27 protein-coding genes and 4 pseudogenes are annotated in these 26,730 nt (G+C 73.3%); 17 read left to right on the top strand and 14 right to left on the bottom strand.

What is annotated here, in order from left to right; translation table 11 throughout:
- Positions 1–60: 60 nt before the first annotated feature.
- Positions 61–312, top strand: coding sequence for a hypothetical protein (locus LMU33_RS33440; RefSeq protein ID WP_228624532.1), 252 nt, complete (start codon positions 61–63; stop codon positions 310–312).
- Here LMU33_RS33440 and LMU33_RS33435 read toward each other — a convergent pair.
- Positions 288–914, bottom strand: coding sequence for an HAD family hydrolase (locus LMU33_RS33435; RefSeq protein ID WP_228624531.1), 627 nt, complete (start codon positions 912–914; stop codon positions 288–290). The two genes, LMU33_RS33440 and LMU33_RS33435, sit on opposite strands and share 25 nt — an antisense overlap.
- A 144-nt stretch (positions 915–1,058) precedes the next feature.
- The gene (locus tag LMU33_RS33430; protein ID WP_228624530.1) at positions 1,059–2,135 is read right to left on the bottom strand and encodes a hypothetical protein; all 1,077 of its coding nucleotides are present in this window, start codon (positions 2,133–2,135) and stop codon (positions 1,059–1,061) included.
- A 135-nt stretch (positions 2,136–2,270) separates the two neighbouring features.
- Between LMU33_RS33430 and LMU33_RS33425 the strand changes: the two genes are divergently transcribed.
- Complete coding sequence (locus tag LMU33_RS33425) at positions 2,271–4,931, top strand: helicase C-terminal domain-containing protein (protein ID WP_228624529.1); 2,661 nt, start codon at positions 2,271–2,273, stop codon at positions 4,929–4,931.
- A 191-nt stretch (positions 4,932–5,122) separates the two neighbouring features.
- Here the strand turns inward: LMU33_RS33425 and LMU33_RS33420 are convergent, their stop codons facing one another.
- From LMU33_RS33420 to LMU33_RS42110, 5 genes and pseudogenes are all read right to left on the bottom strand, one after another.
- Positions 5,123–5,818 (bottom strand): hypothetical protein, encoded by a 696-nt coding sequence (locus tag LMU33_RS33420; RefSeq protein ID WP_228624528.1) that lies wholly within the window; start codon positions 5,816–5,818, stop codon positions 5,123–5,125.
- A gap of 566 nt (positions 5,819–6,384) precedes the next feature.
- A pseudogene (locus LMU33_RS33415) lies at positions 6,385–6,635 on the bottom strand (hypothetical protein); the annotation flags it as partial.
- A 116-nt stretch (positions 6,636–6,751) separates the two neighbouring features.
- Positions 6,752–7,000, bottom strand: a pseudogene (locus tag LMU33_RS42120) (recombinase family protein); the annotation flags it as partial.
- A gap of 31 nt (positions 7,001–7,031) precedes the next feature.
- A pseudogene (locus LMU33_RS42115) lies at positions 7,032–7,232 on the bottom strand (recombinase family protein); the annotation flags it as partial.
- Positions 7,214–7,399, bottom strand: a complete 186-nt coding sequence (locus tag LMU33_RS42110; protein WP_372478099.1) for a recombinase family protein — start codon at positions 7,397–7,399, stop codon at positions 7,214–7,216. The gene LMU33_RS42110 and the pseudogene LMU33_RS42115, both read right to left, overlap by 19 nt.
- A gap of 109 nt (positions 7,400–7,508) precedes the next feature.
- Between LMU33_RS42110 and LMU33_RS33410 the strand changes: the two genes are divergently transcribed.
- Positions 7,509–9,158, top strand: coding sequence for a DNA repair helicase XPB (locus LMU33_RS33410; protein ID WP_228624527.1), 1,650 nt, complete (start codon positions 7,509–7,511; stop codon positions 9,156–9,158).
- A 107-nt stretch (positions 9,159–9,265) separates the two neighbouring features.
- On the opposite strand, the pseudogene LMU33_RS33405 reads toward LMU33_RS33410, so the two are convergent.
- Together LMU33_RS33405 and LMU33_RS33400 are read right to left on the bottom strand one after the other, a co-directional pair.
- Positions 9,266–9,637: pseudogene (locus tag LMU33_RS33405) on the bottom strand (glycosyltransferase 87 family protein); the annotation flags it as partial.
- A 33-nt stretch (positions 9,638–9,670) separates the two neighbouring features.
- A complete protein-coding gene (locus tag LMU33_RS33400; RefSeq protein ID WP_228624526.1) occupies positions 9,671–9,853 on the bottom strand; it encodes a hypothetical protein in 183 nt (60 codons plus the stop codon).
- Positions 9,854–10,291: 438 nt separating this feature from the next.
- Between LMU33_RS33400 and LMU33_RS33395 the strand changes: the two genes are divergently transcribed.
- The 7 genes from LMU33_RS33395 to LMU33_RS33365 all read left to right on the top strand — a co-directional run bounded on the left by LMU33_RS33395 (position 10,292) and on the right by LMU33_RS33365 (position 17,737).
- Positions 10,292–10,402 (top strand): keywimysin-related RiPP, encoded by a 111-nt coding sequence (locus LMU33_RS33395; RefSeq protein WP_228624525.1) that lies wholly within the window; start codon positions 10,292–10,294, stop codon positions 10,400–10,402.
- 34 nt (positions 10,403–10,436) lie between these two features.
- The gene (locus LMU33_RS33390; protein WP_228624524.1) at positions 10,437–12,284 is read left to right on the top strand and encodes a lasso peptide isopeptide bond-forming cyclase; all 1,848 of its coding nucleotides are present in this window, start codon (positions 10,437–10,439) and stop codon (positions 12,282–12,284) included.
- Positions 12,285–12,317: 33 nt separating this feature from the next.
- Positions 12,318–12,572 (top strand): lasso peptide biosynthesis PqqD family chaperone, encoded by a 255-nt coding sequence (locus tag LMU33_RS33385; RefSeq protein ID WP_228624523.1) that lies wholly within the window; start codon positions 12,318–12,320, stop codon positions 12,570–12,572.
- A complete protein-coding gene (locus tag LMU33_RS33380; RefSeq protein WP_228624522.1) occupies positions 12,569–12,994 on the top strand; it encodes a lasso peptide biosynthesis B2 protein in 426 nt (141 codons plus the stop codon). Before LMU33_RS33385 ends, LMU33_RS33380 begins: the two co-directional genes overlap by 4 nt.
- Positions 12,991–14,814, top strand: coding sequence for an ABC transporter ATP-binding protein (locus LMU33_RS33375; RefSeq protein ID WP_228624521.1), 1,824 nt, complete (start codon positions 12,991–12,993; stop codon positions 14,812–14,814). The genes LMU33_RS33380 and LMU33_RS33375 overlap by 4 nt, the downstream gene beginning before the upstream one ends.
- 113 nt (positions 14,815–14,927) lie before the next feature.
- Positions 14,928–16,991 carry a HelD family protein gene (locus tag LMU33_RS33370; RefSeq protein WP_372478098.1) on the top strand — a complete coding sequence of 688 codons (2,064 nt, stop codon included), beginning with the start codon at positions 14,928–14,930 and terminating at the stop codon, positions 16,989–16,991.
- Between the two features lie 56 nt (positions 16,992–17,047).
- On the top strand, positions 17,048–17,737 hold the full coding sequence (locus LMU33_RS33365) for a hypothetical protein (RefSeq protein ID WP_228624520.1): 690 nt from the start codon (positions 17,048–17,050) through the stop codon (positions 17,735–17,737).
- Between the two features lie 21 nt (positions 17,738–17,758).
- Here the strand turns inward: LMU33_RS33365 and LMU33_RS33360 are convergent, their stop codons facing one another.
- Positions 17,759–18,451 carry a copper homeostasis protein CutC gene (locus LMU33_RS33360; RefSeq protein WP_228624519.1) on the bottom strand — a complete coding sequence of 231 codons (693 nt, stop codon included), beginning with the start codon at positions 18,449–18,451 and terminating at the stop codon, positions 17,759–17,761.
- Positions 18,452–18,523: 72 nt separating this feature from the next.
- Positions 18,524–19,192, bottom strand: coding sequence for a maleylpyruvate isomerase family mycothiol-dependent enzyme (locus LMU33_RS33355; protein WP_228624518.1), 669 nt, complete (start codon positions 19,190–19,192; stop codon positions 18,524–18,526).
- 47 nt (positions 19,193–19,239) lie between these two features.
- On the opposite strand from LMU33_RS33355, the gene LMU33_RS33350 reads away from it, so the two are divergent.
- A complete protein-coding gene (locus LMU33_RS33350; protein WP_228624517.1) occupies positions 19,240–19,884 on the top strand; it encodes an HD domain-containing protein in 645 nt (214 codons plus the stop codon).
- Between the two features lie 28 nt (positions 19,885–19,912).
- Positions 19,913–20,983, top strand: coding sequence for a GNAT family N-acetyltransferase (locus tag LMU33_RS33345; RefSeq protein WP_228624516.1), 1,071 nt, complete (start codon positions 19,913–19,915; stop codon positions 20,981–20,983).
- Here the strand turns inward: LMU33_RS33345 and LMU33_RS33340 are convergent.
- Both LMU33_RS33340 and LMU33_RS33335 read right to left on the bottom strand, forming a co-directional pair.
- Entirely contained in the window at positions 20,965–21,243 is a 279-nt protein-coding gene (locus LMU33_RS33340) for a DUF4031 domain-containing protein (protein ID WP_228624515.1), read from the bottom strand. The two genes, LMU33_RS33345 and LMU33_RS33340, sit on opposite strands and share 19 nt — an antisense overlap.
- Positions 21,240–21,623: a DUF8819 family protein gene (locus tag LMU33_RS33335; protein WP_228624514.1), complete on the bottom strand. Its 384-nt coding sequence runs from the start codon at positions 21,621–21,623 to the stop codon at positions 21,240–21,242. Before LMU33_RS33335 ends, LMU33_RS33340 begins: the two co-directional genes overlap by 4 nt.
- 56 nt (positions 21,624–21,679) lie before the next feature.
- On the opposite strand from LMU33_RS33335, the gene LMU33_RS33330 reads away from it, so the two are divergent.
- The 4 genes from LMU33_RS33330 (at position 21,680) to LMU33_RS33315 (ending at position 25,311) form a co-directional block, all read left to right on the top strand.
- The gene (locus LMU33_RS33330; protein ID WP_228624513.1) at positions 21,680–22,585 is read left to right on the top strand and encodes a MurR/RpiR family transcriptional regulator; all 906 of its coding nucleotides are present in this window, start codon (positions 21,680–21,682) and stop codon (positions 22,583–22,585) included.
- 74 nt (positions 22,586–22,659) lie between these two features.
- Positions 22,660–23,583 carry an N-acetylmuramic acid 6-phosphate etherase gene (gene murQ, locus LMU33_RS33325; protein WP_228624512.1) on the top strand — a complete coding sequence of 308 codons (924 nt, stop codon included), beginning with the start codon at positions 22,660–22,662 and terminating at the stop codon, positions 23,581–23,583.
- 16 nt (positions 23,584–23,599) lie between these two features.
- Positions 23,600–25,051 carry a PTS transporter subunit EIIC gene (locus LMU33_RS33320; RefSeq protein WP_228624511.1) on the top strand — a complete coding sequence of 484 codons (1,452 nt, stop codon included), beginning with the start codon at positions 23,600–23,602 and terminating at the stop codon, positions 25,049–25,051.
- Positions 25,048–25,311, top strand: coding sequence for a hypothetical protein (locus tag LMU33_RS33315; RefSeq protein ID WP_228624510.1), 264 nt, complete (start codon positions 25,048–25,050; stop codon positions 25,309–25,311). The genes LMU33_RS33320 and LMU33_RS33315 overlap by 4 nt, the downstream gene beginning before the upstream one ends.
- Before the next feature lie 17 nt (positions 25,312–25,328).
- Here the strand turns inward: LMU33_RS33315 and LMU33_RS33310 are convergent, their stop codons facing one another.
- A complete protein-coding gene (locus LMU33_RS33310; RefSeq protein WP_228624509.1) occupies positions 25,329–26,000 on the bottom strand; it encodes a class I SAM-dependent methyltransferase in 672 nt (223 codons plus the stop codon).
- Positions 26,001–26,149: 149 nt separating this feature from the next.
- Here LMU33_RS33310 and LMU33_RS33305 point away from each other — a divergent pair, with 149 nt between their 5' ends.
- Positions 26,150–26,722 carry a hypothetical protein gene (locus LMU33_RS33305; RefSeq protein WP_228624508.1) on the top strand — a complete coding sequence of 191 codons (573 nt, stop codon included), beginning with the start codon at positions 26,150–26,152 and terminating at the stop codon, positions 26,720–26,722.
- The last annotated feature ends 8 nt before the right edge of the window (positions 26,723–26,730 follow it).

Here is a 26,730-nt window from a genome sequence, read left to right as displayed (position 1 = left end):
TGGGGCGGGTGACAAGACGTCCCCCGGTTGTTCTCTCGCGCAGGGAACTACCCTGGTCCGGTGCGTGACAAAACCCAAACGAATTCCGCCGCGCCCGGTGACCGGCTGATCCGCGCCGGCGCGATCGTCTTCTTCATCGGGGCCGCGGCCACCCTCGTCACCGTGGCCCCGCTGTTCCTCGGCGCCCGGCCTTTTCCGACGTACATGTTCGGTTTGAGCATGCTCATGGCCGTCGGTTTCCTCGTGGCCGGCGCGGGCGTGCTGCGGTCCGTCGCCGCCGGCCGGCGTCAGGCGCGGGGCGCCTCACGGTAGGCGGCCAGCCACGCCGGGAAGGCGGACAGGTCCGCCAGGACGACGTCCGCGCCCGCGGCGCGCAGTTCGTCGGCGGGGCAGGGGCCGGTCGCCACGGCGACCGACAGCGCTCCCGCCGTACGGGCGCCGCGCACGTCCCCGACATGGTCGCCGACGTACACGCCGGCCCGGTACTCGCGCAGCGCCTCCGCCTTCCGCTCCGCCCACAGGTCGCCCACGACCACGTCGGGCTCGATGCCGAGGTGGCTCAGGTGCAGCTTGGCGTTGGGCTCGTACTTCGCCGTGACCACCATCGTCCGTCCCCCGGCCGCCCGCACCGCGGCCATCGCCTCCCGGGCGCCGTCCATGGCGGGGGTCGCGGCGATGGCGATCGCCGGGTACATCTGCCGGTACAGGTCGGCCATCGCGGGCACCTGCTCCTCGGGGAACCAGTTGACCAGCTCCTCGACGAGCGGCGGTCCGAGCCGGGTCACCGCCAGATCGGCATCGATGTACGTCCCGGTCCGCTCGGACAGCGCGAGGTAGCAGGCGTGGATACCGGGCCGGGAGTCGATCAGGGTCATGTCGAGGTCGAAGCCGACCGTGAGTGTCATATGCGTCATTGTGCCGGGTGCCGCCGGCGGTTCGGCCGGGCGGGAGGGCGCCGTGGGAGGCACCGTTGTCCGCCGGGTGCGGGTCCGTCGTGGCTGATCGCGCGCACGCGGCGGAGCCGCATATCGACACGGCCCCGCGCCCCTTCGCGGCGTTCACCGGCTCCTCTGTGAGCGCCACACCAAGTACAGCGCCGACGCCACCGCCGCCCCCCGTACCACCCACGGCCAGGTCCCGGCGATCGCGTCGTTCATGTGACCCTGCGCGATCGGCCGGCCCCAGCGGCCGTCGAACCTCCCCCACAGCCAGACCAGTCCGGCCGCGACCGCCGTACCCGGCAGGACCATCACGGCCGTCTTGGTCTCCGCGGGGGTCAGCCGCCGGGAGCCGTAGGCGATCACCCAGCCGAGGATCAGCGCGAACCAGTTCCCGAGCACCGCACCGGCGACCAGCGCGGCGGCGGCCAGCAGCAGGAGGGGGTTGGTCCAGCCGGCGGCGGGACGGAACCGGCGCCGACGGGCGGCGGGCTCGGCGTCGGCCGCCTCCGGCTCCGGCTCCGGCTCGGCCGTCTCCGGGGCCCGGTCCGCCGGCTTCCGCTCCTTCGGCGGCCGCCGGAGCAGCTCCGGGATCTCCACACCGCCCACGAACCCCGGCACCGAGTCCGTCTCGGCCGCGAGTCCGAAGGAGTCGCCGCCCACCCGCCACCAGTCGGGCTGTACGGCGCTGTCCCCGAGTTCGTGCGCGGCGGCCAGGTGCGGCGGGGACGGGGCCTCGCGCGGGGCGGAGGCCGCCGGGCCGGTCCCGGCAGGGCGGGGGCCGGGGACGGCTCGGCGCAGGCCCTTCAAACCCTTCAGGCCCCTCAGGCCGTCCTGCCGTTTGCCGTCCGACGGATCCGGCTCCGCCTTCGGCCCCGGCCTCCGTTCGCGCGGCGCGGGCTGTACGGGCACGGCGGCGGGCGGCGACTGCGGCACCCGGCCGGTGCCCGACGCGCCGGACGCGCCCGACGTGCCGCCCGCGGCCTCGACTACCTCGTCCGGGGTGCCCAGCCGGTCCAGGATGCGGCGGACCGCGGCGGGACTGTCGACCGTCGCCTTGGCCCGGTGCCGGTCGATCTCGTTGCGCAGCTCCGACACGAGCCGCATCCGCGTGTCCGACGGCAACTGCCGTTGCTGAGCGATGTCTCCGACACGGCTCAGGTACTCGTAGACGACCTGGTCGCTCTCGATCCCCAACGGAAAACCCCTCCGGGGCGACGGCGATGAAACCCCGTGAGGACGGTAGCGCAGAGTCGCCTCCCGGAACCCGTGCCGGGCCGGGGCCCCACACGGGCACCCCTGCCGGGGACGGCACCCGCTACCGTGGGTCAGATGAGCCCAGCGGCCCACCCAGCCCCCCGTTCCCTCGCGGAAGCGCTCCGCGCGCGGGACGACGTCTCCCTGGCCGCGCTGCTGCGCAGCCGCCCCGACCTCATCACGCCGGTCCCGACCGACCTCACCCAGCTGGCCACCCGCGCCGGCACCCGTGCCTCGGTGCTGCGCGCGCTGGAGCGGCTGGACCGGTTCGCGCTGCAGACGGCGGAGGCGCTGGCCGTGGCCCCCGACCCGGCGCCGTACGACACGCTGCTCGCCCTGATGGCCGGGGACGCCCGGGACGAGACGGTTGCCGCCGCGCTGCCGCACGCCCTCGGCACGCTTCGCGAACAGGCGCTGGTGTGGGGCGACGACGAGCGGCTGCGACTGGTGCGCACGGCCCGCGAACTCCTCGCGCCGTCCCCGCAGCACCCCTCCCCGACGGGGCTCGGGCCCAGCGTGCAGGAGGCCACCTCGGGCATGTCGCCGGGCCGGATCCAGGACATCGTCGCGACGGCCGGGCTGCCCTCGACGCACGACTCGGTGTCCGCCGTGGCCGCGCTCACCGCGCTGTTCGAAGACCGGAAGAAGATGGGCGACCTGCTGGCCGAGGCCCCGGAGGCCGCCCGCGAGGTGCTGGCGCGGCTGGTGTGGGGGCCGCCGTACGGGCAGGTCACCCCGGACCCGGCCGCGCACCTGCGCTGGCTGCTCGACCGCGGCCTGCTGCTGCCGACCGCGCCCGGCACGGTCGTGCTGCCGCGCGAAGTCGCCCTGCATCTGCGCGAGGGCCGCGCCCACCGCGTGCCCGAGCCGCTGCCGCCCGCCGTGGAGCCGGCCGCGACGCACGGTGCGCAGGTGGTCGACGCGACGGCGGCCGGGCAGGCGTACACCGCGCTCGCCACGGTCGAGGAGCTGATGAAGGACTGGGACGAGGGCGGCCCGGCCGTGCTGCGGGCCGGCGGGCTGAGCGTCCGCGACCTGAAGCGGACCGCCGTCGCCCTGGACGTCTCCGAGCCCGTCGCCGCGTTCTGGGTGGAACTGGCGTACGCGGCCGGGCTGATCGCCTCCGACGGCGAGGCCGACGAGCGGTACGCGGCCACGCCCGCCTACGACGAGTGGCTGGAGCGGCCCGCCGCCGAGCGCTGGTCCCAGCTGGCGGAGGCCTGGCTGACGGCCACCCGGACGCCGGGGCTGGTCGGCGGGCGGGACGCCAAGGACCGTACGCTCGCCGCGCTCGGGCCCGGCCTGGACCGCTCGGCCGCGCCCGAGGTACGGCACCGGGTGCTGACCCTGCTGGCCGGGCTGCCGGTGGGCGCGGCGCCCGACACCGAGTCGGTGCTGGCCCGGCTGCGCTGGGAACGGCCGCTGCGCGGACCCCAGCAGCGCAACGGCGACGAGGACCTGCGCTCCCGGCTGGCCCGCTGGACCCTGTCCGAGGCGGAGCAGCTGGGCATCACCGGCCGGGGCGCGCTGTCGGCGCACGCGCGGGCCCTGCTGGGCGCCCCGGCGGCGGGGGCGGGCTCACGCACCGGATCGGGCACCCCGGGCACCTCCGCCGCTCCCGGCACCTCCGCCCCGCCCGGTACCTCGGCCCCGGCGGCCGCCGGCTCCACCCGCGTCCTCGCCCCCGCCGGCCCGGCGGAGGGGACCGGCCCCGGCGACAAGCTCCCCGTCCACCATCACCACCGTCCCGGCGGACCCGCCCTCACCCCGCTCTCCCCCGCCGAGCAGGCCGTGGCGACGGCCGCCGCCGCCCGGCTCCTCGCGCCGCTCCTGCCCGAACCGCTGGACCACGTGCTGCTGCAGGCCGACCTGACGGCGGTGGCGCCCGGGCCGCTGCGACGCCCCCTCGCCGACGTGCTGGACGTGCTCGCGGACGTCGAGTCCAAGGGCGGCGCAACGGTGTACCGCTTCACCCCGGCCTCGGTACGGCGTGCCCTGGACGCCGGCCGCAGCGCCGCCGACCTGCACGCCTTCCTCGTCGAGCACTCCCGCACCCCGGTGCCGCAGCCGCTCGCCTATCTGATCGACGACGTGGCCCGCAAACACGGCCACCTCCGGGTCGGCGCGGCCTCGGCGTACGTACGCTGCGACGACGACACCCTGCTGAACGAGATCCTCGCCGACAAGCGCGCCGCGGCCCTGCGGCTGCGCCGCCTCGCCCCGACCGTGCTGGCCGCCCCGTGCGACCCGGCGACGCTGCTGGAGGGCCTGCGCGCGATGGGCTACGCGCCCGCCGCCGAGTCCGCCGAGGGTGACGTCCTGATCGCCCGCGCCCACGCCCACCGCACCCCGCCGCGCACCGCTCCCGAACCGGTCCCGGACGGCCCGCCGCCACCCGACGCCACACTGCTCACGGCGGCGATCCGCGCGATCCGGGCCGGTGACCTGGCCGCCACCACCCCGCGCAGGACCGCCGGGGACGGGGCTGCCGTGCCGGGCGGTGAACTGCCGCGCACCTCCTCCGCCGAGACCCTGGCCACCGTGCAGGCCGCCGTCCTGACCGGCGAGTCCCTGTGGATCGGCTACGTCAACGCCGAGGGCACCGCCAGCCAGCGCGTCATCGCCCCGGTCAAGGTGGAGGGCGGTTTCGTCACGGCGTACGACCACACCGCGGACGAGGTGCGCACCTATCCGCTGCACCGGATCACCGGGGTGGCGGAGCTCGCGGAAGGCTGACGGTGATCGTCGGCGTTTACGGCACACCGGATGTTTGGCCACGCCCAGCCGTTCAGACAGGCAGCCGCTCGTGAACGGACCGCTGATCGTCCACGGGGAGCCTCACGCTACCGTTGCTTACGGACTGCGGCCGTTCGCCCTCAGTGCGAATGAGGGCGAACGGCCGCAGAACCTATGCTGAGGTCAAGGTCTCAGGAGGTTGCCTTCCCTATGCAGAACCACACGGTTCCGGCGCCGAGGCCCCCAGCAGCGGTGATGCACGGCACGCACGCCGCACCAGCCGTTCCCACGCAGGCGGCCGCACAAGCGGTCCCAATCAGCGCGAGGGTCCAGGACGAGACGCCTGCATTGGCGAGGCAGCTGTTCAGCTTGTGCCAGCTGAACCCCCTGGCAGCAATCTGCGGCTCCTTGGTGGGTGCGCTCGGAAGGTCGGCGGCCTTGATGATCTTGTCGTTCGTCAGGGAGCCGTTGCGCCAGACCTGCGCGTGACCGGTCTTGTCATCGTGGGTGAGCTGCATCTCCAGCGTGTTGACCAGCTTGCCGGAGGCGTCGTAGACGGCGTTCAGGCTTGCGCCGAGGACCTGGCCACTGATGGGCACGGCGACCTGCGTGTTGCCGTTCTTGAAGGCGTAGACGCTGGCGCGCTCGAACGCCAGGGATGAGCCCGCCTTCAGGTGAGCGGATATCTCCTTGCCGTCCACCGCGGTCTTGACGCGGTTGACCCACGTCTGCGCCTTCTCGCCCTCCAGCACGGAGGACTGGCTCTGCAGCTCCTGGACCTTGTCGACAAGCGCAGCGGCCTCGGGGGACAAACCGCTGTCGGCCGAAACGGAAGCGACGGCGGCAGTGGGGGTGTAAGCGTTGCTCTGAGCGGCGGTAGTGGCCATGAGGGCCAGGCCGGCGAGGGCCGCAGTGGCAAGACGGTATGAGAGTCTCACGGGACCGTTCTTTCTAGCTGGCTGCCAGATACAGCCAGCGCGAGGGACAGGGGCGCGTCAGGCGCTAGCGGCGGCCAAGAAGCACGAACAGAACAAGCAGAGAACTCGCGGCGGCTGCTGCCCAGGGGCTAGGGCCGCCGTCCCAGGTCGCCACGGTTGCCGCCAAGGTCAGCACCACATTGAAGGCGGCAACTCCCACAGCAACGCCAGGTGTTCGCTTGTCATTCATGACATGTCCTAACCGGCTATGCGCCACGTAAACGCGATCATGAACGACCATAGCAGAACCTGTATAAACAAGTTGACAATCATTCAATTCTCAATAATCAAAGGCTGTTGCATACTTGCACCGTGGAAATGAGGTGCCGAGCCCGGTTCGGCCGCCATCAGCCGGTTCAGCGCCAGAACACGCTTGCCGTTCGGTGAGTCCCCTCTCTCTCGTATTGCTCGGCGACGGGCACACGGTGAATCTGTGTCTGGTTGATGTCCGGCCTGGGAGCTGCCCATGGCCCTCGTGGTGGGAGGAGTTCCCGTAGCCTCGCGTCGAAGGCCAGGGCTACGGGCTCCTGCCTGCGTGGGCCAACTGGTCGTAGAACTCTCGCAGATGGCCGGTAACCCGCTCTGAGGCAACTGCCGACGCGGGCACCAGGGCCTGCGTGGCCGTGTGGCACGCCTGATCGAGCTTCCCTTGGTCCAACTGCGTACGAGCGAGCCAGAAGGTGTGAAACGCCCGGCCGCGCTGTTTCGTGTGGTCTTCTCGCCGCAATCCGCAGTGCATGATGCCGCGCAACAGCGACGTCCCCTTTCGAGGATCGGCGGGCGGTTGACCAGGGGCAGACCGCCCGTCCGCAGGATCGGCTTTCCGTCCTCGACGACCTGGCCGAGCAACTGGGGATTGCCCAGCAGGCTGCGCAGCGTCGTCGTGTACCACTGCTTGGAGTCGCTGCGCTTGCCCGTGGTCTGGCGTGAGGTGTGGCCGGGCGACGGGACGCCCTCCTTGTTGAGGTCGTTGATGATCTGCATGAGGGAGTCCTTGGCCAGGACCCGTTCCACGATCTTCCTGATCGTCTTGGCCTCGTCCTCGTTGACTGCGAGGACCTTGCCCGCCCCGTTGGGGTTGGGGACGACCATGTACCCGTACGGAACCCGCCCGCTCGGCGAAGACCGCGATGACCTTTGCCATGGCCCGGCCCATGGGCGATGTGAGGTCAAGAGGTTCCGTGGCCGGTGCGAGCGCAACGCTCTGGTGCTCGGCGAGTCGCATGATCTCCGCGAAGTCGACCGTCGAGCGTGCGAGCCGGCCGATCTTGAAGAACACGATCACGTCCAGCTCGGCGAGCCGGGTCAGGATGCGTTGCAGACCCGGCCGGTCGAGGCCCGCGAGAAGCCGGAGACATCGATGTCTTCCCCGACGACTACGACGTCCCGGCCACGTGCCTCACACAGCGCCTCGCACGCCGCCCGCTGGCGCTCAGGAGAAGTCGTCTCGTCCGTTTCACGCGATAGGCGAACATAGATAGCGGCGCGCATCCCCGGCGCGCTGGCCGGTACGCCCTTCCGGCGCCGGGCACGGGGCATGGCCCGAGCCGTGGCAGGTGAGGTTTCTGTCACGCTGACGATCCAATCCGTGGAGGTATGCGTGTCCTGCCTAATCGTCCAGTCCGACAAGACCCTGCTCCTGGAAGTCGATCACGAGCGGGCCGACGACTGCCGGCGTGCCATCGCTCCGTTCGCCGAGCTGGAGCGGGCGCCCGAGCACATCCACACCTACCGGGTCACCCCGCTCGGGCTGTGGAACGCGCGCGCCGCCGGGCACGACGCCGAGCAGGTCGTGGACGCCCTGGTGCAGTACAGCCGGTATCCGGTGCCGCACGCGCTGCTCGTGGACATCGCCGAGACGATGGACCGGTACGGGCGGCTCACGCTGAGCAAGCACCCCGCGCACGGACTCGTGCTGACCACCACCGACCGGCCGGTGCTGGAGGAGGTGCTGAAGTCCAAGCGGATCGCCCCGCTGGTCGGTGCGCGGATCGACCCGGACAGCGTCGTCGTGCACCCCTCCGAGCGCGGGCAGATCAAGCAGGTGCTGCTGAAACTGGGCTGGCCGGCCGAGGACCTCGCCGGGTACGTCGACGGTGAGGCGCACCCGATCGAGCTGCTGGAGGACGGCTGGGCCCTCAGGCCGTACCAGAAGCAGGCCGTGGAGAACTTCTGGCACGGCGGCAGCGGCGTCGTCGTGCTGCCGTGCGGTGCCGGTAAGACACTGGTGGGCGCAGGATCCATGGCCCAGGCCAAGTCCACGACGCTCATCCTGGTCACCAACACCGTCTCGGCCCGTCAGTGGAAGCACGAGCTGGTGAAGCGGACCTCGCTGACCGAGGACGAGATCGGCGAGTACAGCGGCACGAAGAAGGAGATCCGCCCGGTCACCATCGCCACCTACCAGGTGCTGACCACCAAGCGGAAGGGGATCTACCCCCACCTCGAACTCTTCGACTCCCGGGACTGGGGCCTGATCGTCTACGACGAGGTGCACCTGCTGCCCGCTCCCGTCTTCAAGTTCACGGCGGATCTCCAGGCCCGGCGCCGGCTCGGCCTGACGGCCACCCTCGTCCGCGAGGACGGCCGCGAGTCGGACGTGTTCTCCCTCATCGGGCCGAAGCGGTTCGACGCGCCCTGGAAGGAGATCGAGGCGCAGGGCTACATCGCGCCGGCCGACTGCGTCGAGGTCCGGGTGAACCTGACGGACACCGAGCGGCTGGCGTACGCCACCGCCGAGACGGAGGAGAAGTACCGCTTCTGCGCGACGACGGACACCAAGCGGAAGGTGACGGAGGCGATCGTCCGCCGCTTCGCCGGGCAGCAGATCCTCGTCATCGGCCAGTACATCGACCAACTCGACGAACTGGGCGAGCACTTGAACGCCCCCGTCATCAAGGGCGAGACCTCCAACGCCCAGCGCGAGAAGCTCTTCGACGCCTTCAGGGAGGGCGAGATCAGCGTGCTGGTGGTGTCGAAGGTCGCGAACTTCTCCATCGACCTGCCGGAGGCGACGGTCGCCGTCCAGGTGTCCGGCACCTTCGGCTCCCGCCAGGAGGAGGCCCAGCGCCTCGGCCGCGTCCTGCGCCCCAAGGCCGACGGCCACCAGGCCCACTTCTACTCGGTCGTCGCCCGCGACACCATCGACCAGGACTTCGCCGCCCACCGCCAGCGCTTCCTGGCCGAACAGGGCTACTCCTACCGGATCGTGGACGCCGACGAGATCCTGGCGGAGGACAGCACCGGCTGAGCCGCCCGGAGCGCCGCCGCCGCGACCAGCGCCGGCCCCAGCAGCGGGTACGGCGATGCCAGGGGCTGTTGCCACCAGGGCAGGCGGAGGTCGCGGGCGCCCTCGTGCGGGACGAGCCGGAGGAACAGGGCCGTGGCCGTGCCGAGCAGGGGCCGGGAGACCGTTCTTCCCGCGAGGCGGGCCGAGAGGGCGATCAGGGCGGCGAGCAGGAGCGCGTTGCCCGCGAGGAAGGCCGCCTTCAGGGCCGGGAGGGGGAGCCAGGCCGCCGGGACGAACAGGATCGCGGCGAAGGGCGGGTAGGTCGCGGGGAGGCGCCACCGGGTGACGGTGAAGCCGTACAGATCGGTGCCGTGGGCCACGGCCGCGCCCTCGGCGCGGTAGACGAGCAGGTCGGCCATGGGTGCGTGCTGCAGGACGCACAACGCGGCGAAGGCGGCGAGGGAGAGGGCCAGGAGGAGGGCTGCCGTCCGTTTCCGCACCGTCTGTGGTGGCACGGACGCGACCCTATGCGGTCACTTGCGGCGTATGCCCGCTTCCTCGCCGTACTCGCCGAGGATCACGACGCCGAACGCCGCCTCCGCGAACACCTTGACGGCGCGCAGGGCGTTGCCGAGCCAGTGGTGATGCGGGCCGTCCACGGCTGTGGCGCCGGCCGGCGGTCGTACAGGGCCTGGAGAGATGGTTGCTGCGCTCATGCCTTCATAGTCGCTCTCACCCGGTGTGACCGGCATCAATCTCCAGAGCCAATCTCCTGCTTCTTCGCCTACCTCTCAGGGCGGAGCGCTCCCCCTACGCCGGGCGGCCTCGCCCCCTAGGGGTCCTCATCCGGATTCGCGGCACCGACCGGAGTGCGCCCTCGCAATCCCCTCCCGCGCCCGTTCCGGCCGGGGTCCTGCCGCCGCGCCGCGGTCCACGTGAAAACGTTCCTCCGGCACACGCCACCGGCACCTGCGGAGCGCGGACCTCTGCCGCACAGGCGCCCGTTCAGCGCTCGAACACACCATCATCGGACGGAATCTGCAGACAATCCGACTGTTCTCCCCCATCTTGTCGGGCCGCCCCGCTCCCCGGCTAGCTGGTGACAGGCCGCCCTCGGGGGGCGGAGAGACAACCAGCGAAGGAGAGAACACGTCATGAAGAAGGCCTACGAGGCACCGACCCTCGTCCGACTCGGTTCCTTCCGCAAGGAGACCGGGCTGCTGCAGCGCCACGGCAACGACCGGCTCATCCTGAGCAAGAACTGAACGGCGGACGAGCGACGGCCTCTGCCTCGACGTCATGACTGATCTGCACGCAAGTGCGGGGACGGGCCACGGCGACGCGCACTTCGCGGTCTTCGCCGACCGCGCGGACGCGGCCGCCGTGGCCCGCTCCTTCGCCCGCCCCGGCACCCGCAGCCTCGATCACGCCTCGGGCCGGCCCTGGCTCGTGGGCCACTGGCACGACCAGGAGATCGTCAGCGCCCGTGTCGGCCCCGCCGCCCTCGCCCTCGTCGGCTGCGTCCCCGTCGACGCCACGGAACTGCAGCGGGTCGCCCGCTCCCTGCGCGACCTCGCCGCGCTGGACGCCTGGGCCCGTTCGCTGCCCGGCAGCTGCCACCTGGTCGCCGCCCTCGACGGGCGGATCCGGGTGCAGGGCACGGCCTCCGGTCTCCGGCTGGTCTTCCACGCACCGGTCGCCGGCACCCGGGTGGCCGCGACCCGGGCGGACGTCCTGGCCGCCGCGCTCGGCGTCGAACCGGCGCCGGAACGCCTGGCCGTACGGCTGCTCTGGCCCGTTCCGCACCCCCTGCTCGACGAACCGCTGTGGCCCGGCGTCACCGCCGTCGCCCCGCACGAGGCGCTGATCCTCGCACCCGACGGCCAAGGCGCACGCCACACCCGCTGGTGGACACCCCCGGAACCGGTCGTCCCGCTGCGCACCGGCGCCCCCCGGGTCCGCGAGGCCCTCGCCGATGCCGTCCACGCCCGCACCAGGCACGGCGGCACGGTCAGCTGCGACCTGTCCGGCGGCCTCGACTCCACCTCCGTCTGCTTCCTCGCCGACCGCTCACCGGCCCGCGTCGTGGCCTCCACCTGGCCCGGACGCGACCCCGCCGACACCGACCTGCACTGGGCGAAGCGGGCCGCCGCCGCCCTGCCGGACGTCGAGCACGTCATCTGGGACGCCGAGGCCTCACCCCTCGTCTACACCGGACTCCTCGACATCGACGACGTACTGGACGAGCCCACCATCGGCGTCATGGACCGCGCGCGTGTCCTGCACCACCTGCCGGCCATGGCCGAACGGGGCAGCCGGGTGCATCTGACGGGCATCGGGGGCGACCACGTGGCCTGGTGCTCCGAGGCGTACTACCACCGGCTGGCCCGGCGCCGCCCGCTGTTCGCGCTGCGGCAGCTGCGCGGCTTCAAGGCGCTGTGGCAGTGGCCGCTCGGCCCCATGCTCGCCACCCTGGCCGACTCCCGCCCCTACGGCACCTGGCTGGCGGACGCGGAGCACCGGCTGCGCGACCCGCTGGCCCCGACGGTCGCCACCAGCCTCGGCTGGGGCATGAGCCCGCGCCTGTTCGAATGGGTGACACCGGAGGCCGAGCACCTGACCCGCAGGGCACTGCGCACGGCCGCCCGGCGGACCCGGCCGCTGCACCCCGACCGGGGACTCCACGCCGACCTGGAACAGATCCGCAACTGCACCCGCATCATCCGGCAGTGGGACCACATGGCGGCCCGCTGCGGGCTGCCCATGGCCTCGCCGTTCCTCGACGACCGGGTCATCGAGGCCGCCCTCGCCGTGCGCCCCGACGAACGCGTCTCGCCCTGGCAGTACAAGCCGCTCCTGACCGCGGCCATGCGCGGCATCGTGCCCGAGGAGTGCCTGCGCCGGACCGACAAGGCCACCGCAGCCAGGGACGCGGCCGACGGGCTGCGCGAGCACCGCGGCGACCTGAAGGCGCTGTGGGAGGACTCGCGGCTGGAACGGCTGGGCCTGGTGGACGGCGACGTGCTGCGCCGGCTGGCGGAGCGCCCCGCCACCCGGCACCTGCGGGAGGCCGTCCTGTACTCGACCATCTCGGTCGAGGTGTGGCTGCGCGCGCTCGGCCGTACGCGGCACGACGTACCGAAGTGACCCGACCGACGAAACCCACGAAGGAGAGCCGTCATGGCATTGCGGTTCGGTGCCGAGATCTGCACCGCGAAGACCGACTACGGCACCGTCCTCCTCGACCAGCGCTCCGGCGAGTACTGGGAGCTGAACCCCACCGCGACCCTGGTGGTCGACACGCTCATGGCGGGCGGTGACGAGGCGGCCGCGACGGCGGCGGTCGCGGAGGCGTTCGACGTCGACCCCGGCCGCGCACGGGCCGACGTCGACGCCCTGGTGGAGCAGCTGCGCGCCGGCGGGCTGGCCGAATGAGCACGCCCAGTGCCCTGGAGCGGCCGTACGGGGTTCCCCTCGGCCGCCGCCTCGCCGCCCGCACGGTCCTCCTGCCGGCCGTCGTCCTCTCCCTGCTGCCACCCCGTCACATCCGCGCCGCCCTCGGCCTGCTGCGCCGCGGCGCCGCCCCCGCGACCGCGGCCCAGGCCCTGCGCGCCCGCGACGCCGTGTGCGCGGTGAGCCTGCGCTGCGCCGGGCCCAAGGGCTGCCTGCCCCGCTCCCTCGGGGCCGCCCTCCTGTGCCGTCTCGGCGGCACCTGGCCGACCTGGTGCACGGGCGTCCGCGTCGTACCGCCGTTCACCGCGCACGCCTGGATCGAGGCGGAGGGCCTGCCGGTCGGCGAGGGCGCGCCCGACGGCTACTTCGCCCGTCTGATGGCCGTCGGGCCGGTACGGCGATGACGGCCGGTGAGCAGGAGGCCCGCGGCGAGGACGACACCGACCGGTCCACGCGGGCCGCGATCCTCGCCGTGTGCCGGCTCACCGCCCGCCACCGCGGTGCGATAGCCCTGGCCACCACGCTGACCCTGGTGGCGTCCGCGCTGGGGCTCGCCCAGCCGTTGCTGGCCAAACGGGTGGTGGACGCCAGCAGCGGGCAGCAGCCCCTCTGGCCGCCGCTGCTGCTGCTCACGGCCCTGTTCGCCGCCGAGGCCGGCACCGGCGCCGCCGGCCGTTTCCTGCTGGAGCGGACCGGCGAAGGCGTCGTACGACAACTGCGCCACACCCTGGTGGGGCGACTGCTGCGGCTGGAGATGCGGGAGTACGACCGGCAGCGCGGCGGCGACCTGATCGCGCGGGTGACCGCCGACACCACCCTGCTGCGCGAGGTGGTCGCCCAGGCGCTGGTCGACCTGGTCACCGGGGCGGTGGTCTCCGTCGGCGCGCTGGCCCTGATGGCCTGGCTCGACCCGCTGCTGCTGGTGCTCGTCACGGCGACCGTGGCGACTGCGGCGGCCGTGGTCGCCCTGCTGCTGCGGGGCATCCGCACCGCTTCGGAGCGCCTGCAGTCGTCCGTCGGCGCCGTCGCCGCCGACCTCGAACGCGCCCTGGGTGCGCTCGCCATGGTCCGTGTGTACCGCGCCGAGCAGCGTGAGGCGGCCCGCATCGGCGCCCGCGTCGACGAGGCCTGCGCCGCCGGAGTGCGCGCCGCGAAGTACGCCGCGGTCATGAGCTCGGCCGTCGAACTCGCCGTCCAGGGCTCCTTCCTGCTGGTCCTCGTCGTCGGAGGCCTGCGCGCCCACGGCCACGGTCACTCCCTGGGCGACCTGGTCGCGTTCCTGCTGTACGCCTCCTACCTCGTCGTCCCGCTGTCCTCGGTGTTCCGCGCGGCCGGCCTGATCCAGCGGGGCATGGGCGCCCACCTGCGCATCGAGCAGACCCTGAAGCTGCCCGTCGAGCCCACCGGCCCCGCGGCGCCCGCGCCGCTGCCACCCGCGCACGGACCGGCCCTCGGACCACCGGCCCTCGAACTGGAGGACGTCCACTTCGCCTACCGGCCGGGGCGGCCGGTGCTGCGCGGGGTCTCCTTCACCGTGCCGCAGCGCCGGCAGGTCGCCCTCGTCGGACTGTCCGGGGCGGGCAAAAGCACCGTGTTCGCGCTGGCCGCCCGGTTCTACGAACCCGACGCGGGCCGGCTCCGCTTCCACGGGCGCCCCGCCGCGGAGCTCTCCCGCGACGCCGGCCGGGCCGGGCTCGCGATCGTGGACCAGAGCAGCCATGTCGTGCGCGGCACGCTCCACGACAACATCGTCTACGGCCGCCCGGACGCCACGGAGGACGAGGTGCGCCGGGCCCTGAGGCTGGCCCGCCTCGAGGAGGTGGCCGAGCGGCTGCCCGGCGGCCTGCACGGCACCGTCGGGGAACACGGCGCCACTCTGTCGGGCGGCGAGCGCCAGCGCGTCGCCCTGGCCCGTGCCCTGCTCACCCGCCCGGCGCTGCTGCTCCTGGACGAACCCACCTCCCACCTCGACGCCCTCAACGAGGCCGCGCTCACCGCGGCCCTGAAGGACATCACCGAGGAGTGCGCGGTCCTCGTCATCGCGCACCGGCTCTCCACCGTTCAGCACGCGGACCGGATCGTCGTCCTGGAGCAGGGCCGGGTCACCGCGTGCGGTCGTCATGAGGAGCTGCTCACCGCCAGTTCGGTGTACCGGCGGCTGGCGACGGCGCAGGCGGTCCGCCCGGCGCCTGCGTCCGCGAACAATTCGCTGGCCCGTCCCTGAGTGGTTCCCTTAGAATCTCCGCTCTTGCCCGCCTCCCCCTCGCGGAGAGCCGCCGCCCGGACGGAAACCGGACGGCCCCCTGTCATGCCAAGAGCAGATCCGGAGGCACCCCCTTGTCCGCGCCCGCCCACGAACCGCTCGACGAACGCCACGCCGACCCCCTGGCCCGAGAACGCTCCCACCTCGCCTCCTCCCGCGCCGCGCTGCGCGCCATGCGCGAGGACGTGGAGTCGCTGGACATCCGGGACGTCACCGCGAACTGGGTCAACGCCGAAGTGCTGTCCCGCCAGATCGACGAGCGGATCAGGGCACTGGCCGACCTCAGCGACACCCCGCTGTTCTTCGGCAGGCTGGACTACCTGCACGCACCCGGCGCGGACCGGGCAGAAGGAGCGGAGGGCGAGCGTTTCTACATCGGGCGGCGGCATGTCCACGACGCCGACGGCGACCCCATGGTCATCGACTGGCGCGCCCCGGTCTCGCAGCCGTTCTACCGGGCCTCCAAGAAGGACACGATGGACGTCGGGCTGCGCCGCCGCTTCGGCTACACCGGCGGCGACCTGACCGCGTACGAGGACGAGCACCTCTCCGACCCGGCCGAGGCGGCGGCCACCAGCAAGCTGCTCCAGCAGGAGATCGAGCGGCCGCGCGTCGGCCCCATGCGGGACATCGTCGCCACCATCCAGCCCGAGCAGGACGAGATCGTCCGCTCCGGTCTGTCCGGCACGGTCTGCGTCCAGGGCGGCCCCGGCACCGGAAAGACCGCCGTCGGCCTGCACCGGGTCGCCTACCTCCTCTACGCCCACCGGGAACGGCTCGCCCGCACCGGCACCCTGGTCATCGGGCCGAACCGGTCCTTCCTGCACTACATCGAACAAGTCCTGCCTGCGCTGGGCGAGTTGGCGGTGCAGCAGGCCACCGTGGACGACCTGGTCGCGCATGTGGAGGTGCGCGGCACCGACGACGCGGCCGCCGCCGTGATCAAGGGCGACGCCCGGATGGCCGAGGTGCTGCGGCGGGCCCTGTACTCCCACGTGACCATGCCGACGGAGGCGGTCGTGGTGGTGCGCGGCTCCCGGCGCTGGCGGGTCCCCGCGTACGAACTGGAGGAGCTCGCCCGGGAGTTGCTGGAGCGGGACATCCGTTACGGCGCCGCCCGCGAGGCACTGCCGCAGCGGATCGCGCACGCGGTGCTGGTCCAGATGGAGCGCTCGGGCGAGGCTCCGGACGACCGGGTGCAGGACGCGGTCGCCCGCAACGGCGCGGTGAAGGCGGCCGTGAAGGAGATCTGGCCGGCCGTGGACCCGGCGAAACTCGTCCTGCGCCTGCTGACGGACGCGGACTTCCTCGCCGAGCACGCCGCCGGGGTCCTGGACGAGGACGAGCAGAAGACGATCCTGTGGGCCAAGCCGGTGCGCAGTGTGAAGTCGGCCAGGTGGTCGGCGGCGGACGCGGTACTGATCGACGAGGCGGCCGATCTGATCCAGCGCACGCACTCGCTGGGCCACGTCGTCCTGGACGAGGCCCAGGACCTGTCCCCCATGCAGTACCGGGCCGTCGGCCGCCGCTGCACCACGGGCAGCGCGACGGTGCTGGGCGACCTGGCGCAGGGCACCACTCCCTGGGCGACCCGCGGCTGGGACGAGGCGCTGGCCCATCTCGGCAAGCGGGACGGGGTCGTCGAGGAGCTGACGGCCGGTTTCCGCGTCCCCACCGACGTCATCACCTACGCCTCCCGCCTCCTGCCGCACATCGCCCCCGGCCTCACCCCGGTGGCCTCCGTCCGTGAGAACCCCGGCTTCTTCGAGGTCCGTGCGATCGCGGACACGTCCGACGTCGTCGCCGCCTGCGAGGAGTTGCTGCGCAACGAGGGCTCGACCGGCCTGATCGCCGCCGACGCCCGCATCCCGGCGCTCGCCGAGGCCCTGACGGCGGCGGGGATCACCTGCCTGGCCCCCGGCGAGGAAACCACCCAGGAGACCCGCCTCACCCTCGTCCCGGCGTCCCTCGCCAAGGGTCTGGAGTACGACTACGTGGTCCTGGACGAGCCGCAGGCGGTGGTGGACGGCGAGCCGGACGAGCGCACGGGGCTGCGGCGGCTGTACGTGGCGCTCACGCGTGCGGTGTCCGGACTGATCGTGACCCACGCGGCACCGGTACCGGCTCAGTTGGCCTGAGGGCACGCGGCTAGGGTGTCGTGCCGTCCCGGCATGTCCCCGTGGAAAGGCCTCCGTTGAGCACACCGCCGTCCCCGCACCCCGGCTACCCGCAGGCTCCAGGGCCGTACGCGCAGCAGCCGGGTCCGTACCAGCAGGCACCTGGGCCGTACCAGCAGGCGCCCGGGGCATACCAGCAGCAGGCACCTGGACCGTACGCACAGGCGCCCGGGGCGTACCAGCAGCCGGCACCCGGTCCGTACCAGCAGGCTCCGGCGCCGTACCCGCCCCAGCCGGCGCCCGCCGACTACGGCCAGGCCGCTCCGTACCAGCAGGCCCCCGGCGCCCACCCGTCCGCCGCCCCCTCGCCCTCGGGCCCCGGGTGCGAGGTGTGCGGAGCCGCGCCCGCCGCGCGGGTGACGGTCCGCGGCCATCAGGGCATGCTGATCGTGATGCGGAACCTGTGGCGGAAGGGCACCTTCTGCCAGACCTGCGCGCTCGCCGTCTTCCGGAAGATGCAGTCGGACACGATGGCGCAGGGCTGGTGGGGTCCGATGTCGATGATCATCACGCCCATCACGCTGCTGATCAACCTCTTCACCCTGGCCAGGATCCGGAAGCTCCCCGCGCCGACGGCCGCCTTCGGCCCCGGCCTGGACCCGGGCCGCCCGGTCCTGCGGCGCCCGGCCGGAATGATCGGCCTGGTCCCGCTCACCGGCTTCTGCCTGGTGTTCCTCTTCGTCCTCGTCGTGCTCGCGACCGCGTGACGACGCCGGACGGGGGCCGTCCTACTCCCCGTCCAGCACCCTGCGCCACTCCCGCACGGCTCCCGCGGAAACCGGCCCCTCCCACCCGGAGGGCCGGGCCGCCCCGCCGATGTGGAAGGCGTCGATGCCGGCGGCCCGCAGCCGCGGCACGTGGTCCAGCCGCAGGCCGCCGCCGACCAGGAGCGTCTGGCCGTACCCGGGCTCTCCCCGCCGGCCCGCCTCGGCCTCCAGCGTCGGCAGTCCCGCGTCCACCCCTTCGGCGGCGCCCGCGGTGAGGTAGGTGTCGAGGCCCGGCAGGTCGGCGAGCTGCTTGCGCAGGGCGTCGCGGTCGGCGGCGCGGTCGATCGCCCGGTGGAACGTCCACGCGCAGCCGTCCAGCAGGCCGGCCACCCGCTCGACGGCGGCCAGGTCGACCGCGCCGTCCACGCCGAGGAAGCCGAGGACGAACTGGTCGGCGCCGGCCCCGCGCAGGTCACCGGCCACCCGGACCAGGCGGTCCACGTCTCCGGCCGCGAACCCGTCCGCGAGACGGAGCATCACGCGCAGGTCGATGTCGACGGCGGCCCGGATCCCGGCGACGGTGGCGGGCGCCGGGCTGAGCCCGTCGGCCGCCATGTCGGTGACCAGCTCCAGGCGGTCCGCGCCTCCGGCCTGGGCGGCGACCGCGTCCTCGACGTCGAGCGCGATCACCTCCAGGACTGCACGCTTGCTCATGGCACCCCATTCGTCCGACGGTCGCTACAGGTCTAGTCCAATTCCAAGACTACGCCTGTGCGGGGGCGCCCTTCACCCGAAGATGTTGAGTTCCCCCTCCCGCGCGCCGGCCAGCTCGTATCCGCCTGCGTTCACCGGCCGCCCCGCGTACAGCCGTACGAGGGTGGCCGCGCCGCCGATGTAGCGCGCGGGCGGGCCCGCCGCCACCGCCGCGCCGAGCCGCAGCGGCTCGTCCATGTCGTCGAGGTCGGCGTGCAGGGGCAGGTGCGCCTTCTCCCGGGTGATCCGGACGAGCAGCGTCAGCGCGTCCGGCAGCCCGGCCCCCGCGTACGCCCCCGGCGCATCGAAGACCTCGCGCACGTCACCGGCGTGCACCCACTCGCCCAGCGCGATCATGTCGAGCACCCCGCCCGCCCTCGCGATCACCGGCCCCGCCTCGGTCATCCCGCGCTCCAGCTCGTCCACGACCCGCGCGTTCGGCCACGCGGCCCGCTCGGCGATGTCCCGGTCGTTGGACTCGGGCGAGAACACGCCCTTCTCGAACCGGCCCTCCACCACCCGCAGCAACGCGGCCGAGCAGTGCGCCAGCACATCCCGCACCGACCACCCCGGACACGCGGCGGTCGGCAGCGCGAAGTCCGCGTCCGGCCGCGACCGCAGCAGCGGTATCAGGGCGTCCCGCTCCAGAGTGAGCAGCCGGCCGGGGAGTTCGGGATCCCGTACTTCCTGTACGTCAGTCATGGGCGCCACGCTAGGTGCATCGGGCCGCCCGGCGGGAGAATGACGGCATGGCCGACCTCGACGCCCTGCGCCTCCGTTTCGCCCGTACGCTGGAAGCAGCCCGAGCCCCGGGCGGCGGACCCGACCCCGCGCCGTACGCCGACAACCTGCTCGTCCGCTGGCAGGAACCGCAGCGCCGCTACCACACGGTGGCCCACCTCGCCGCGGTCCTCGACCACGTCGACGTCCTGGAGAAGTACGCAGCCGACCCGGACGTCGTACGCCTGGCGGCCTGGTTCCACGACGCCGTCTACCTGCCGGAGCGGTCCGAGAACGAGGAGCGCTCGGCCCGCCTCGCCGAACGCGCGCTCCCCGAGGCCGGGGTCTCTCAGGAGAAGACCGCCGAGGTGGCCCGGCTGGTCCGGCTCACCTTCACGCACGACCCGGCCGACGACGACCGCGACGGCCAGGTGCTGTGCGACGCCGACCTCGCGATCCTGGCCGCGCCCCCGTCGGCGTACGCCGTCTACACCGCCGAGGTGCGCGAGGAGTACCACTTCGTGCAGAACGACGCCTTCCGGGAGGGCCGTTCGGCCGTTTTGTGCCAACTCCTCGCCCTGCCCCGGCTGTTCCGCACTCCCTACGGGCAGGAGCACTGGGAGTCAACCGCCCGCTACAACCTCGCCTCCGAGCTGGAAATGCTGTCGCCCTGAGGGATGCGGGCCGCCTAGGGTTCGCCCCATGCGACCGATAAACGGGGACGATGTGACCGAGGCCGTGGCGGGCTGCACGGCGGCACTGCGCGCGGCGGTGGACCAGGACTGGCGGGCGGTACGGGCCAAAGGGCTGGAGTGGGACTGCCACGCCACCGCCGTCCATGTCGCCGACGACCTGATCGCCTACGCCGCCAACCTGGCCGGACGCGCACAGGACGCCTATGTCCCCTTCGAGCTCACCCTCGACGAGGGCACGGACAACGCGGGCCTGCTGCACGTCATCGAGACGACCGGCGCCCTGCTCGCCGCCGCCGTCCGCACCGCCGAGCCCGGTGTCCGCGGCTTCCACCCCTACCCCTTCGGCAGCGCCGACGCCGAGGGCTTCGCGGCGATGGGCATCGCCGAAGTGCTGCTGCACACACGGGACATGGCCGAGGCTCTCGGGATCGCCTACGAGCCGCCGGCCGAGCTGGCCGAGTCCCTCCTGGCCTGCCTCTTCCCGCACGTCCAGCCCGGCCCCGCCCCCTGGCCGACCCTGCTGTGGGCCACCGGCCGCGGCGAGCTGCCCGGCCGCGCCCCCGTCGCCGAGTGGCGCTGGCGGAACAACCTCGTCGTCCCGGCCGAGCGCCTCACCCTCACCGGCCTCCGCCCGGCCGCCGCCCACGATCTGCGCCTGGGCGGCGACGGCGGCCTCACCTGGCTCGAAGGCGGCCCGTACGAGGGCACCCGGGACGCCGTCGGGATGCTGGTGAAGGCGTACCAGGCGGGCGTGCACCGCCCGGAGTTCGGGGTCTTCGCGCTCGTACGGCACGAGGACGGCCGCGCGATCGGCGGCATCGGCTTCCACGGCGTACCGGACGACGACGGCCGGGTGGAGATCGGCTACGACCTGGTCGAGGGCGCCCGGGGTCAGGGGTACGCCACCGAGGCCCTGCGCGCGCTCGCGGACTGGGCGCTGGCCCGCGAGGACGTCAGCTCCCTCTTCGCGACCGTCCACCGGGACAACACCGCCTCGCAGGCGGTGGTCACCCGGGTCGGGTTCGTCCCGGTGAGCAGTGAGGACGACGCCGAGCTGGCCTACGAACTGCGCCGCTGAACAAGCCCCTTGGGCCTGCGCAGCCCCGACTCCCGCAGCAGCCGCACCACTTCGCGGCTGCTGACCTCCACCGCCCCGGCGGTCACCGCGTCCGCGTACCGGTGCGACGGAAGGTCGTAGTGGTCGCGCTCGAAGGCGCGTCTCGGTACGCCCAGCCGCTCGGCGAACGCGTGGAGTTCGTCGTACGACACATCGCTGACCACGTGCGACCACATGCGGCCGTGTCCAGGCCAGGCGGGCGGGTCGATGTACAGCGTCACGACGAGGTCATTCCGCCCGTGGCCGAGCTCAGCGAGCCCACCGCCGCGACCTTCACGCCCGCCTTGTGGCACACCCAGTGCGGGTCGGGACCCAGTTCGGGCTCCACGTCCAGCGCGTGCGGGTCACCGGAGCCGCACACCGGGCACAGCGGCCAGCGGCCGTACCGGTCCAGCAGCGCGTCCTGCACGTCCTGTGCGATCAGCCCGGCGATGCAGGACGCGCCCTCCGGCCACTGCTCGACCCACCAGCGCCGCTCCACCACGGACTCCTCGACCAGCGAGACCACGTCCGCCTCCGCGACGTCGCCCGCGACCAGATCGGCGAGCACGAGGGCTCGGGCGGCATGCAGGGCCTGCTCAAGGGGACTGATGGGATCCATGGAACCCATTGTGCGCACTCTTGACCCCGACACCGAACCGAAAATATCTTTCACTTGTGACCCAGGACGTGAAGGAAATTTTCGGCGGTCCGGGTGGTTCCCTCGCCGCCAAGGTGCGCACCCTCGCCCCCTCCATGACCCGCTCCATGCAGCGCGTCGCGGAGGCCGTCGCGAGCGACCCGGCCGGCTGCGCCGCCCTCACGGTCACGGGCCTCGCCGAGCTCACCGGCACCAGCGAGGCCACGGTCGTACGCACCGCCCGCCTGCTCGGCTATCCGGGTTACCGGGACCTGCGTCTGGCCCTCGCGGGCCTCGCCGCGCAGCAGCAGTCGGGCCGGGCGCCGGCGATCACGACCGACATCGCGGTGGACGACCCCATCGCCGACGTCGTCACCAAGCTGGCCTACGAGGAGCAGCAGACCCTCGCCGACACGGCCGCCGGACTCGACACGGTCCAGCTCGGCGCCGCGGTGAACGCCCTGGCCGGCGCCCGCCGCACCGACGTGTACGGCGTCGGGGCGTCCGGGCTCGTCGCCCAGGACCTCACCCAGAAGCTCCTGCGCATAGGCCTCATAGCGCACGCCCACAGCGATCCGCACCTCGCCGTGACCAACGCGGTGCAGCTCCGTTCGGGTGACGTGGCGATCGCCATCACCCACTCCGGCTCGACGGGGGACGTCATCGAGCCGCTGCGGGTCGCCTTCGAGCACGGGGCCACGACCGTGGCCATCACCGGCCGACCGGACTCGCCGGTCACCCAGTACGCCGACCACGTGCTGACCACGTCCACCTCACGGGAGAGCGAGCTGCGACCGGCCGCGATGTCCTCGCGGACGAGCCAACTGCTCGTGGTGGACTGCCTGTTCGTGGGAGTGGCCCAGCGTACGTACGAGACGGCGGCACCCGCGCTGGCCGCGTCGTACGAGGCGCTGGCGCACCGGCATCGCACCAGCCCCAGGTGACCGAGCCCAGGTCACCAGTCCCGGGTGAGCAACAGCACGCACAACGGCACCCAGACCTGAGAGAGCCACCCCCCATGACCTCGCATGACCTGCGTCAGCAGTTGGCTTCCCTGACCACCGAAGCCTTCCGCCCCGAGCTCGCCGACATCGACCGCCTGTCCACCCTCGACATCGCCCGCCTGATGAACGGTGAGGACGCGGGCGTGCCCGCGGCCGTGGCGGTGCAGCTGCCCCGGATCGCCACCGCCATCGACGCCGTCGCCGAACGCATGGCGCGCGGCGGGCGGCTGATCTACGCCGGTGCCGGCACCGCCGGCCGGCTCGGCGTACTGGACGCCTCCGAGTGCCCGCCCACCTTCAACACCGACCCCGCCCGGGTCGTCGGCCTGATCGCGGGCGGACCCGAGGCGATGGTGACCTCCGTCGAGGGCGCCGAGGACTCCGCGGAGCTGGCCCACCGCGACCTGGACGCCCTCAAACCCACCCCCGAGGACACCGTCGTCGGCATCTCCGCCTCCGGCCGCACCCCGTACGCGATCGGCGCCGTCGAACACGCCCGCGCCCTGGGCGCGCTGACCATCGGTCTGGCCTGCAACGAGCACAGCGCGCTCGCGGCCGCCGCCGAGCACGGCATCGAGGTCGTCGTGGGCCCGGAGCTGATCACCGGCTCCACGCGCCTGAAGGCCGGCACGGCACAGAAGCTGGTCCTCAACATGCTCTCGACCATCACGATGATCCGGCTCGGCAAGACGTACGGGAACCTGATGGTCGACGTCCGCGCCTCCAACGACAAACTCCGCGCCCGCTCCCGCCGGATCGTCTCCCTGGCCACGGGCGCCTCCGACGAGGAGATCGAGAGGGCTCTCACCGAGTCCGGCGGCGAGGTGAAGCACGCGATCCTCACCCTCCTCGCCGACGTCGACGGCCCGACGGCCGCCCGCCTTCTGGAGGAGTCCGGCGGCCATCTGCGTGCCGCGCTGGCGCACGCGGGCCGCTGACCCGCACGCTCGGGGCGTGCGCAACGACCCCGCCTCCACCGCGACCGCCCTCCTCGACCGGGTCGGCGGCCCGGCCAACGTCACCTCCGCGACCTACTGCATGACCCGCCTCCGGCTGGCCCTCGCCGACCCGGCGGCGGTGGACGCGGAGGGGCTGCGGGCCCTGCCCGGCGTGCTCGGGCTGGTGTCCGACGGGCCGGCCCTCCAGATCGTGCTCGGGCCCGGGGTGGTCGACGAGGTCACGGCGGAGGTGGAGGCACGGGTCGCCGCCACGGGCCGGCCCGAGCCCGGCGACACCCTGCCGGGAGAGACGGGGGCGGTGACGAAGCCGGGGGAGGTGACGAAGCCGGGGGAGGTGACGAATCCGGGGGAGACGAGGGAGCAGGCCACCCCCCTCAAGACCGCCCTGCGCCGGGTCGCGAACGTCTTCGTCCCCCTCATTCCCGCCCTGATCGGCTGCGGCGTGCTGTCCGGCCTCAACGGCCTGCTGCTGAACACCGGTTGGCTGCCGTCCCTGACCCCGGCCCTCTCCTGTGCCGCCTCCGCCTTCCTGGCCCTGATCGCGGTGTTCGTCGGCCACAACACGGCGAAGGAGTTCGGCGGCACACCCGTGCTGGGCGGCGCCGTGGCGGCCGTGGTCGTGTACCCGGGCGTGGCGAGGGTGTCGGCGTTCGGCACCCACCTCGCCCCCGGCCAGGGCGGGGTGCTCGGCGCCCTCGCGGCCGCGCTGCTGGCGACCCGCGTGGAGAAGTGGGTCCGGGGCCGGGTGCCGGGCGCGCTGGACGTTCTCCTCACCCCCACGGTCACCGTCCTGGTCTCGGGCCTGGTGACGCTGTACGGCCTGATGTACGCGGCCGGAGTGGTGGCGACGGTGATCGGCACGGCGGCGACCTGGCTGCTGGCCACCGCCGGAGCGGTGGCCGGACTGCTCCTCGGGGGTCTCTTCCTCCCCCTGGTCATGCTGGGTCTGCACCAGGCCCTCATCCCCATCCACACCACCCTCATCGAGCAGCAGGGCTACACCGTCCTGCTCCCCCTGCTGGCCATGGCGGGAGCGGGCCAGGTCGGCGCGGCGCTCGCGGTCCACGTCCGCCTGCGCCACGACGTCTCCCACGCGTCCTTGCGTACGACGATCCGCTCGGCCCTCCCGGCGGGCCTGCTGGGCGTCGGCGAGCCGTTGATCTACGGCGTGTCCCTGCCGCTGGGCCGCCCCTTCCTGACCGCCTGCGCGGGCGGGGCGGCGGGCGGGGCGTTCGTCGGCTTCTTCGCGATGCTCGGCACCAGGGTGGGCGCGACGGCCATCGGCCCGTCCGGCTGGGCCCTGTTCCCGCTGCTGACGGGCAACAGAGGCATGGGAACGGCGGCGGCGATCTATGCCGGCGGCCTCCTCACCGGCTATCTGGTCGGCTTCCTGGCCACCTACGCCTTCGGCTTCCCCCGCCGCCCCCGAGCGGGCGCACAGGCGTGACGTACCGTGCGACCGGTCGTTCCCCGGGCATGATGAAGAAGCTCCTGGTCACCGCCGTCCTCACGGCCTCCGCCGCCGCCCTGGCCGCCCCCGCCCACGCCGACGTCCGCGGGTCCGACGCAGACGCGCGGGCGTGTGTCGAGAACCTCGCCCTGCTCCCCGCGTTCAGTCCCGTCTCGCCGCTGACCCTGGCCGCCGGCGCCCTCACCGCCGTCCCCGCCTGCGGGGCGCAGAGCGCCCTCGACCGCATCACCGGCTGACGACCGGGCGCCGGCCCTCAGTGGCCTGACGGATCGCCAGGGGCACGCCAGACGAGGGTGTACCGCCAGAAGAGCCGCCGCCGGAGCCGGGCGCCGGGCAGCAGGCGGCGCGCCTGCCGGACGATGCCGGCGAAGGACAGCTCGGGTTCACGGGTCGGCGCGGTCATCGAGACGGGCCGGTGGGTGGTGGGCCGCCCGCGGTTCTTCACCCACCCGGTCAGCAGGTTGAGCGGTAGGGCGACCAGCCCGAGCGCGTGATCGACGGGGCTCGCGGCCCGGGCACAGCCGACGACCACCAGGGTGCCACCGGGCGCGAGCTCCCGCCGGAGCCGGGTGAGGGTCTCGGCGAAGGGGAGGTGGTGGAGCACGGCCACACAGGTGACGACGTCGTACGGCCCCGGCGGAAGACCGTCCGGGGCGGAGGCGAGGGTGTAGGTGACGGGGGCGGCGGCGTCGGTCAGCTCCCGGGCCCGCCGAAGGATCTCCGGGTCCGCGTCGACCCCCAGCACCCGCTCCCCCCGCCCGGCCAGCAACCGAGCCAGATCCCCACTGCCGCACCCCACGTCCAGAGCCCTGCCGAACCGGCGGGGCAACTGCCGCAGCAGCCACCGGTGATAGTGGGCGTTGTGGTCCCAGGGGTGGGCGGCGTTGAAGCGGTGGAGAACGTCGATCAGGCGTCTCGGCAGCACGGTGCACACCCTACGGCGCTCCCGGCTCCCCCGGTTGACGGCCAAGGACCCCGTTACCCTTGAGGATCCCCAGTGGAGCCGCCCGACCCCGCCCGGGTCGTCGGCCTCGAACTGGACACCGAGGAACTCAAGGACTACGCAGGCCGACCATGAACCACGCCCAGCTCGCCGCCCTCGGTAGGGCGCTCCGGCTTCTCGGGGAGCACGGGGAAGCCCTGACCGCCGACACCCCGGACGCCCGGCTGCACGAGATCAAGGCGGATCTGCGCCGGGCACTCGACCTCGTGGACGAGAGCGCCGGGAACAGCGCGCCCAGCACCCGCTGCCCCGAGCATCCCCAGGGCCCCGTGGACGAGAGCGCGCCCGATCTGTGCCTGCTCTGCGAGACCCGGCGCCGGGCGGCCCGCCGCTCGGAGTTCCAGGGCCGGCCGGCCGCCGCCGAGCCCGTGGCCACCGCGCCCTCCCGGTACGGGGTGCGCGGTGACCGGCCCCAGCCCCAGCAGCGCTGGCTGCCTGAGGCCTGGAACGGGCAGGAGTGGCAGCTGTGCGGGACACCGCGGCGGGACCGGCGGGAGGCCGAGGCGTATCTCGCCGCCCAGCGGCGCGGGTCCCGGCCCGCCATGGCCTACCGGCTCGTGCACGAGTTCACCGACTACGAGGTGCTGCGGGTGTGGGGCACCCCCGTGCGCGTCGACATCGAGCCGATGAACGGCCCTCTGTAGCCACACCC

Origin of the sequence: Streptomyces barringtoniae (assembly GCF_020819595.1) — a bacterium.
In the GTDB taxonomy this organism is placed as follows: Bacteria; Actinomycetota; Actinomycetes; order Streptomycetales; family Streptomycetaceae; genus Streptomyces; species Streptomyces barringtoniae.
This window is presented reverse-complemented; position numbering and strand designations above follow the sequence as displayed.